General features: G+C 71.2%; 6 protein-coding genes. 2 read left to right on the top strand and 4 right to left on the bottom strand.

The genetic code is table 11. The features are described from left to right. Positions 1–107: 107 nt before the first annotated feature. The 4 genes from ACIP82_RS37460 to ACIP82_RS37445 all read right to left on the bottom strand — a co-directional run bounded on the left by ACIP82_RS37460 (position 108) and on the right by ACIP82_RS37445 (position 4,475). A complete protein-coding gene (locus tag ACIP82_RS37460; protein WP_363610518.1) occupies positions 108–614 on the bottom strand; it encodes an N-acetyltransferase in 507 nt (168 codons plus the stop codon). Between the two features lie 92 nt (positions 615–706). After that, complete coding sequence (aspS, locus tag ACIP82_RS37455) at positions 707–2,497, bottom strand: aspartate--tRNA ligase (RefSeq protein WP_363610520.1); 1,791 nt, start codon at positions 2,495–2,497, stop codon at positions 707–709. Further along, on the bottom strand, positions 2,494–3,756 hold the full coding sequence (gene hisS / locus ACIP82_RS37450; protein WP_363610522.1) for a histidine--tRNA ligase: 1,263 nt from the start codon (positions 3,754–3,756) through the stop codon (positions 2,494–2,496). The genes aspS and hisS overlap by 4 nt, the downstream gene beginning before the upstream one ends. 11 nt (positions 3,757–3,767) lie before the next feature. Continuing rightward, positions 3,768–4,475, bottom strand: coding sequence for an MBL fold metallo-hydrolase (locus tag ACIP82_RS37445; protein WP_363610524.1), 708 nt, complete (start codon positions 4,473–4,475; stop codon positions 3,768–3,770). A gap of 257 nt (positions 4,476–4,732) precedes the next feature. On the opposite strand from ACIP82_RS37445, the gene ACIP82_RS37440 reads away from it, so the two are divergent. Both ACIP82_RS37440 and ACIP82_RS37435 read left to right on the top strand, forming a co-directional pair. Continuing rightward, positions 4,733–5,569, top strand: a complete 837-nt coding sequence (locus tag ACIP82_RS37440) for a peptidylprolyl isomerase (protein WP_363610526.1) — start codon at positions 4,733–4,735, stop codon at positions 5,567–5,569. Positions 5,570–5,831: 262 nt separating this feature from the next. Continuing rightward, positions 5,832–7,061 (top strand): DUF349 domain-containing protein, encoded by a 1,230-nt coding sequence (locus ACIP82_RS37435; RefSeq protein WP_363610531.1) that lies wholly within the window; start codon positions 5,832–5,834, stop codon positions 7,059–7,061. Positions 7,062–7,207 lie beyond the last annotated feature (146 nt).

Raw genomic sequence — 7,207 nt, 5'->3', positions numbered from 1 at the left:
ATACGCGCCGACCTCCACCTCGGCCTGCTCCAACTCGCCTGCAGCATCATCTGCCTGCGAAAGCTCCGAACCTCATTCTGAAACGATCAGTTAGTACTCCAGCAGGACTAGACGGCTTCGAAGGGCTCGGGGTAGCGGCAGAGCCCGCGCGGGGCGCCGTCGTAGGCGGGCAGGGCGAGCGCCTGGAAGTAGATGTCCGGCACCTCGAACGGGCCGGTGACCTCGTGCCGTTGGGCCGGGGTGAACCCGAACCGGCCGTAGTAGTCCGGGTCTCCGAGAACGATGACGAGCTTCTCGCCCGCGTCCTCGGCGGCGGACAGCGCGGCCCGGACGACGAGTTCGCCGACGCCCTTGCGCTGCCACTCGGGGGCGACCGCGACGGGCGCGAGCGCCAGGCCCTTGCCGTCACCGACCGGCAGCCGGGTGAGCAGGGCGTGGCCGACCACCAGGCCGGACTCGTCCACCGCGACCACCGACAGCCCGGGCAGCCAGGCGGGATCGCGGCGCAGCGCGTCCACCAGGTCCGCCTCGTCGGGGCCGGGGAACGCGGCCATGTGGACCCGTCTGGTGGCGGGTGCGTCGTCGGGACACTCGATCCTGGTACTGACCTTCATGGGGGAACCCTCTCTGTGTCGCACGCCATTGTGGACCGGCCCCGGACGGTAGGTGAACCGTCCGGGGCCGTGAAAGGTTAGCCGATCAAGGGTCAGGCCTTGGGCTGGGCCTCGGACTTGGCGTCCTCGCGGACCTTCGGCTGGGCGTCCACACCGGCCTCCCGGCGCTGGGCCGGGGTGATCGGGGTCGGGGCGCCGGTCAGCGGGTCACCACCGGTGGACGTCTTCGGGAAGGCGATGACGTCGCGGATGGTGTCGTACCCGCCGAGCAGCGTGACGATCCGGTCGAGGCCGAAGGCCACACCGCCGTGCGGCGGCGGGCCGTAGTTGAAGGCGTCGAGCAGGAAGCCGAACTGCGAGGCGGCCTCCTCCTCGGAGAGGCCGATCGCGTCGAACGCCCGCTTCTGCACGTCGCGCTGGTGGATACGGATCGAACCGCCGCCCAGCTCCGAGCCGTTGAGGACCAGGTCGTAGGCGTTGGAGAGGGCCGTACCCGGGTCGGTGTCGAAGGTGGCGAGCGACTCGGCGGTCGGGGCGGTGAACGGGTGGTGCACCGCGTGCCAGCCCTGGAACTCGCCCTTGTCGTCCTCGATCGGCTCGAACATCGGGAAGTCGACGACCCAGAGGAAGGCCCACGCGGACTCGTCGATCAGCCGGCAGCGGCGGCCGATCTCCAGGCGGGCGGCGCCGAGCAGCTCCTGCGAGGGGCGCTGCTTGCCGGCCGCGAAGAAGATCGCGTCGCCGTTCTTGGCACCCGCGGCGGCGGCCAGGCCGGCCAGGTGCTCCTCGGAGAGGTTCTTGGCGACCGGGCCGCGCAGCTCGCCGGTCTCGGCGTCGATGACCACGTAGGCGAGGCCCCTGGCGCCGCGCGCCTTGGCCCAGTCCTGCCAGGCGTCGAGCGCCTTGCGGGGCTGCGAGGCGCCGCCGGGCATGACCACGGCACCGACGTACGGGGCCTGGAAGACGCGGAACGCGGTGCCCTTGAAGTACTCGGTGAGGTCGGTGAGTTCCTGTCCGAAGCGGACGTCCGGCTTGTCGGAGCCGTAGCGGGACATGGCGTCCGCGTAGGTCATCCGGGGCAGCGGGTTCGGGATCTCGTAGCCGTGCACCTCGCGCCAGATCGAGCCGACGATCTTCTCGCCGAGGGCCAGGATGTCCTCCTGGTCGACGAAGGAGGCCTCGATGTCGAGCTGGGTGAACTCCGGCTGGCGGTCGGCGCGGAAGTCCTCGTCGCGGAAGCAGCGCGCGATCTGGTAGTAGCGCTCCATACCGGCCACCATCAGCAGCTGCTTGAACAGCTGGGGCGACTGCGGCAGCGCGTACCAGTGGCCGGGCTGCAGGCGGACCGGGACGAGGAAGTCGCGGGCGCCCTCGGGGGTGGAGCGGGTGAGGTACGGCGTCTCGATGTCGAGGTAGTCGTTCTCCTCCATCACCCGGCGGATGATGTTGTTGACCTTGGAGCGCAGCCGCAGGCCCTTGGCCGGGCCCTCACGGCGCAGGTCCAGGTAGCGGTAGCGCAGCCGGACCTCCTCGTTGACCGTGCCGGGCTCGTACTCGGCGACCGGGAAGGGCAGCGGGGCGGCCTCGGAGAGCACCTCGATCTCGCTGACCACGACCTCGACCGCGCCGGTCGGGATGTCCGGGTTCTCGTTGCCCTCGGGGCGCACCCGGACGTCACCGACGACCTTGACGCAGTACTCGGCGCGCAGGCCGTGCACCGAGTCCAGGTCGCGGACCACGATCTGCACGGTGCCGGAGGCGTCGCGCAGGTCGATGAAGGCCACGCCGCCGTGGTCTCGGCGGCGGGCGACCCAGCCGGCCAGGGTGACGGTGGTGCCTGCGTGCTCCGGGCGGAGCGTGCCCGCGTCGTGCGTGCGGATCACAGCTGCTTCTCCTTCAGGGTGGTGACGAGTGCGTCGAGGGCGACGGGGTTCTGCTCGCCGGTGGTCAGGTCCTTGAGCTGGACGACGCCTTCGGCGAGGTCCCGGTCACCGGCCAGCACCGCGAAGCGGGCGCCGGAACGGTCGGCGGACTTCATGGCGTTCTTGATGCCCTTGACGCCGAAGGCGAGGTCGGTGGCGACGCCGGTCCGGCGCAGCTCGACCACCTTGGCGAAGAGGACGTTCTTGGCCTCGTCGCTGAGCGCGACGGCGTAGACCGAGGTGGTGGCGGGCAGGTCGAGGGCGATGCCCTCCGCCTCCATCGCCAGGTAGGTGCGGTCCACGCCGAGGCCCCAGCCGACCGAGGGCAGCGCCGGGCCGCCGAGCATCTCGGAGAGGCCGTCGTAGCGGCCGCCGCCGCCGATCGCGGACTGCGAGCCGAGACCGTTGTGCACGAACTCGAAGGTGGTGCGGGTGTAGTAGTCCAGCCCGCGGACCAGCTTGGGGTCGTCGACGAAGGCCACGCCGGCCGCGGTGAGCAGCTCGCGCACCTTCTCGTCGTACGCCTTGCACTCCTCGCAGAGGTAGTCGCGCAGCTTGGGGGCGTCGGTCAGCTGGGCCTGGACGGACTCGCGCTTGTCGTCGAGGACGCGCAGCGGGTTGATCCCGGCGCGGCGGCGGGTCTCCTCGTCGAGGTCCAGGCCGTCCAGGAACTCGACCAGGGCGGCGCGGTAGACCGGCCGGCACTGCTTGTCCCCGAGGCTGTTGATCAGCAGCGAGTAGTCGCTCAGGCCCAGCGAGCGGAAGGCGTCGTCGGCCAGGATGATCAGCTCGGCGTCCAGCGCCGGGTCCTCGGCGCCGATCGCCTCGGCGCCGACCTGGGCGAACTGGCGGTAGCGGCCGGCCTGCGGACGCTCGTAGCGGTAGAAGGAGCCGGAGTACCAGAGCTTGACCGGGAGGTTGCCCAGCTTGTGCAGGTTGGCCTGGAGCGCCGCGCGGACCACCGAGGCGGTGCCCTCGGGGCGCAGCGCGAGGTCTTCCTTGCCGCGCTTGGTGAGCGAGAACATCTCCTTGGTGACGATGTCCGTGGACTCGCCGACACCGCGGGAGAACAGCTTGACGTCCTCGAAGACCGGGGTCTCGATGTAGCCGTACCCGGCCCGGCGCAGCGGCGCGGAGAGGCTCTCGCGGATCGCCAGGAAGGTCGCGGAGCTGGGGGGCAGCAGGTCGTAGGTGCCCTTGGGGGCGGTGAAGGTGCTCAACTTCTCTTCCGTCACATTCCTCGTCGCGGGAAGGCCGGAGCGCCGAGCGCTCCCGCCGCCTGCCTGAGGTAGGGGTTGGTGGCGCGCTCGCGGCCGATGGTGGTCTGGGAGCCGTGGCCGGACAGGACCACGGTGGCATCGTCGAGGGGCAGGCACACCCGGGCCAGCGACCGCATGATCGCCTCGCTGTCTCCGCCCGGGAGGTCCGTGCGCCCGATGGAGCCGGCGAAGAGCAGGTCGCCCGAGAAGAGCACCGGAGGCAGGTCCTCGGCGCCGGGCGTCCGGAACGTCACCGACCCCTTGGTATGGCCGGGCGCGTGGTCGACGGTGAGCTTCAGACCGGCGAGCTCCAGCACGCTGCCGTCGGTGAGCTCGCGTACGTCGTCGGGTTCGCCGACGGTGAGCTCGCCCATCAGCTGGGTGCCGAGCGAGCGGCCGAGCGCCTTCTCCGGGTCGGCCATCATGTAGCGGTCCTCGGGGTGGATCCAGGCCGGGACGCCGCGGGCGCCGCAGACCGGGACCACGGAGGCGACGTGGTCGATGTGCCCGTGGGTGAGGACGACCGCGACGGGCTTCAGCCCGTGCTCGCGGATCAGCTCGTCGACGCCGGCGGCGGCCTGGTGGCCGGGGTCGACGATGACGCACTCCTCGCCGGGCGCCGGTGCGACCAGGTAGCAGTTGGTGCCCCAGGCTCCAGCGGGGAATCCGGCGATGAACACGCGAGTCCTTCATGATTCGGTCGACAGTGGCAGCTACACGATGTAACGCAGCCTACCGGCGGTCCGGGTCCGGTTGCGAACCAGACAGGGGGTGACAGGTTCACTTCATCATGACGGGTTCACCGCGTTCTTACAGCCGTGGTACCTACACTTGGCCGCCGATGGATGCGATGATCCGCTTCAGCATTCGTACCCACTCCCTCCCCGCCCGCCATCGGGCGGGGGACCCCCCAGCGCATATGTAGGAGACACGGCCGGTGGTCACCAGCGAACAGCGGCGGCGGCAGCTCGCCCGCGAGAAGTACGAGCGCCAGGCGCAGCGACGGGCCGAGGCCCACGCCGCGCGCAAGCGCCGCAACACGATCCTCGGCGCGTCGCTGGCCGTGGTCGTGCTGGCGGGCGGTGGCGCGCTGGTCGGCACCGGCGCCTTCGACTCGGACGACAAGAAGGACTCCGCTCCGACCGCGCAGGCCGCGCCCACCGCGACCGACGAGCCCACCACGCCGACCCGCAAGCCGGTCGAGGGCTGCGCCGACCCGGCGCCGGGCGCGCCGAACGGCAAGCAGTGGCAGGCCGAGCCGGCCATGACGGTCGACACGGCCGCCTCGTACACCGCGACGCTGGACAGCAACTGCGGCAAGGTGACGATCGCGCTGGACGCGGCCAAGGCGCCGCACACGGTGAACTCCTTCGCCTTCCTGACCGGCGAGCAGTACTTCGACCACACCAAGTGCCACCGGCTGACCACGGGCGGCATCTTCGTACTGCAGTGCGGCGACCCGACCGCCAGCGCGACCGTCCCCGGCGGCACGGGCGGCCCCGGCTACAAGTTCGCCGACGAGAACCTGACCGGCGCGACCTACCCGGCGGGCACGGTGGCGATGGCCAACTCCGGCCCCGGCACCAACGGCAGCCAGTTCTTCCTGGTCTACAAGGACACCCAGCTGCCGCCGAGCTACACCCCCTTCGGCAAGATCACCGGCGGTCTGGACGTGGTCGAGAAGATCGCCGCCGCGGGCACCCTGGAAGGCGGTACGGACGGCCACCCGATGGCCGACGTCACCTTCAACTCGGTCACCGTCGCGAAGGGTTGATCCACGCCGGGGCCGCGTCGCCACCGCCCGCGAGGGGCGTCGGCGCGGCCCGGGCCCGAAATCGCCCGGCCCGGATGCGGACAGCACCGGGCCTGGTCGCCTATGTTGGCGTTGTGTAGGGTGCCCAGACCCGCCGGCCGTCACCCTCGGCAGCAGAGCACGGCGGACGGGACGGCGGACTCATCGGTCCGCCGCACATCAACTGTGGACGACGGACGCGTACCGCCCCGGCGCGGGCGCGACGTCATGTGGAGGACGCGCTATGAGCAGCGACCCGTGGGGCCGTGTCGACGAGCAGGGCACGGTCTACGTCAGGACAGCCGACGGCGAACGTGTCGTGGGTTCCTGGCAGGCCGGCTCGCCCGAGGAGGCTCTCGCCTACTTCGAGCGCAAGTACCAGGGCATCGAGGTGGAGATCGGCCTGCTGGAGAAGCGGGTGCGCACCACCGACCTGGCCGCGAAGGACGCCCAGGCCGCGCTGGAGCACCTGCGGTCGCAGGTCGTCGAGGCGCACGCGGTCGGTGACCTGGAGTCCCTGGCCAAGCGGCTGGACACGCTCGCCGGTGAGATCGAGAGCCGTCGTGAGGAGCGCAAGGCCGCCCGCGCCAAGGCGCAGGACGAGACCCGCGCCGCCAAGGAGGCCCTGGTCTCGGAGGCCGAGCAGCTCGCCGAGTCCACCCAGTGGCGGGAGGCCGGGGACCGGCTCCGCGCGCTGGTGGACACCTGGAAGGGCCTGCCCCGGCTGGACCGCAAGAGTGACGACGAGCTGTGGCACCGCTTCTCGCACGCCCGCTCGGTCTTCTCCAAGCACCGCAAGGCGCACTTCGCGACCCTGGACGCCGAGCGCGACCAGGCCAGGGCCGTCAAGGAGCGTCTGGTCACGGAGGCCGAGGCGCTCTCCTCGTCGACCGAGTGGGGCGAGACGGCGGCCCAGTACCGCGACCTGATGGCGCGCTGGAAGGCCGCCGGGCGCGCCCAGCGGGACATCGAGGACGAGCTGTGGGCGCGGTTCCGCGGCGCCCAGGACGTCTTCTTCCAGGCCCGTTCCGCGGTGTTCAGCGAGCGGGACGCCGAGCAGGTCGGCAACCAGAAGCTCAAGGAGGCGCTGGCGGCCGAGGCCGAGGCGATCCTGCCGATCACCGACCTGAAGGCCGCGAAGGCCGCGCTGCGCGACGTCAACGAGCGCTGGGAGGCGATCGGGCACGTGCCGCGCGACGCCCGTCCGAAGCTGGACGGCCGGCTGAACGCGGTCGAGCGGGCGATCCGCGAGGCCGAGGACGCCGAGTGGAAGCGCTCCAACCCGGAGGCCAAGGCCCGCGCCGCCGGCATGGTCGGCCTCTTCCAGGCGAAGGCCGACAAGATCCAGGCCGATCTGGACAAGGCCCGCGCGGCCGGCAACGCGAGCAAGGTCGCCAAGCTGGAGTCCGAGCTGGCCGGCGTGCGGACGCTGCTGGAGCAGGCGCACAAGAGCCAGGACGAGTTCAGCGGCTGATCCGGCATCCGGCTGACCCAGTCGGCCCGTTGAACGGAAAGGCCCCCGGGAGCTTGGGTTCTAACGGTCCTCGCAACACCCGCGATCTGTGGGAGTTGCGAGGGCCGTGGCTGTTGGACGCGATGATCTTTCGGGTTTGAGGGAGC

This window comes from Kitasatospora sp. NPDC088548 (genome assembly GCF_044753005.1).
GTDB lineage: Bacteria > Actinomycetota > Actinomycetes > Streptomycetales > Streptomycetaceae > Kitasatospora.
The sequence above is the reverse complement of the archived record's forward strand: the minus strand, read 5'-3'. Positions and strand labels throughout refer to the sequence as shown.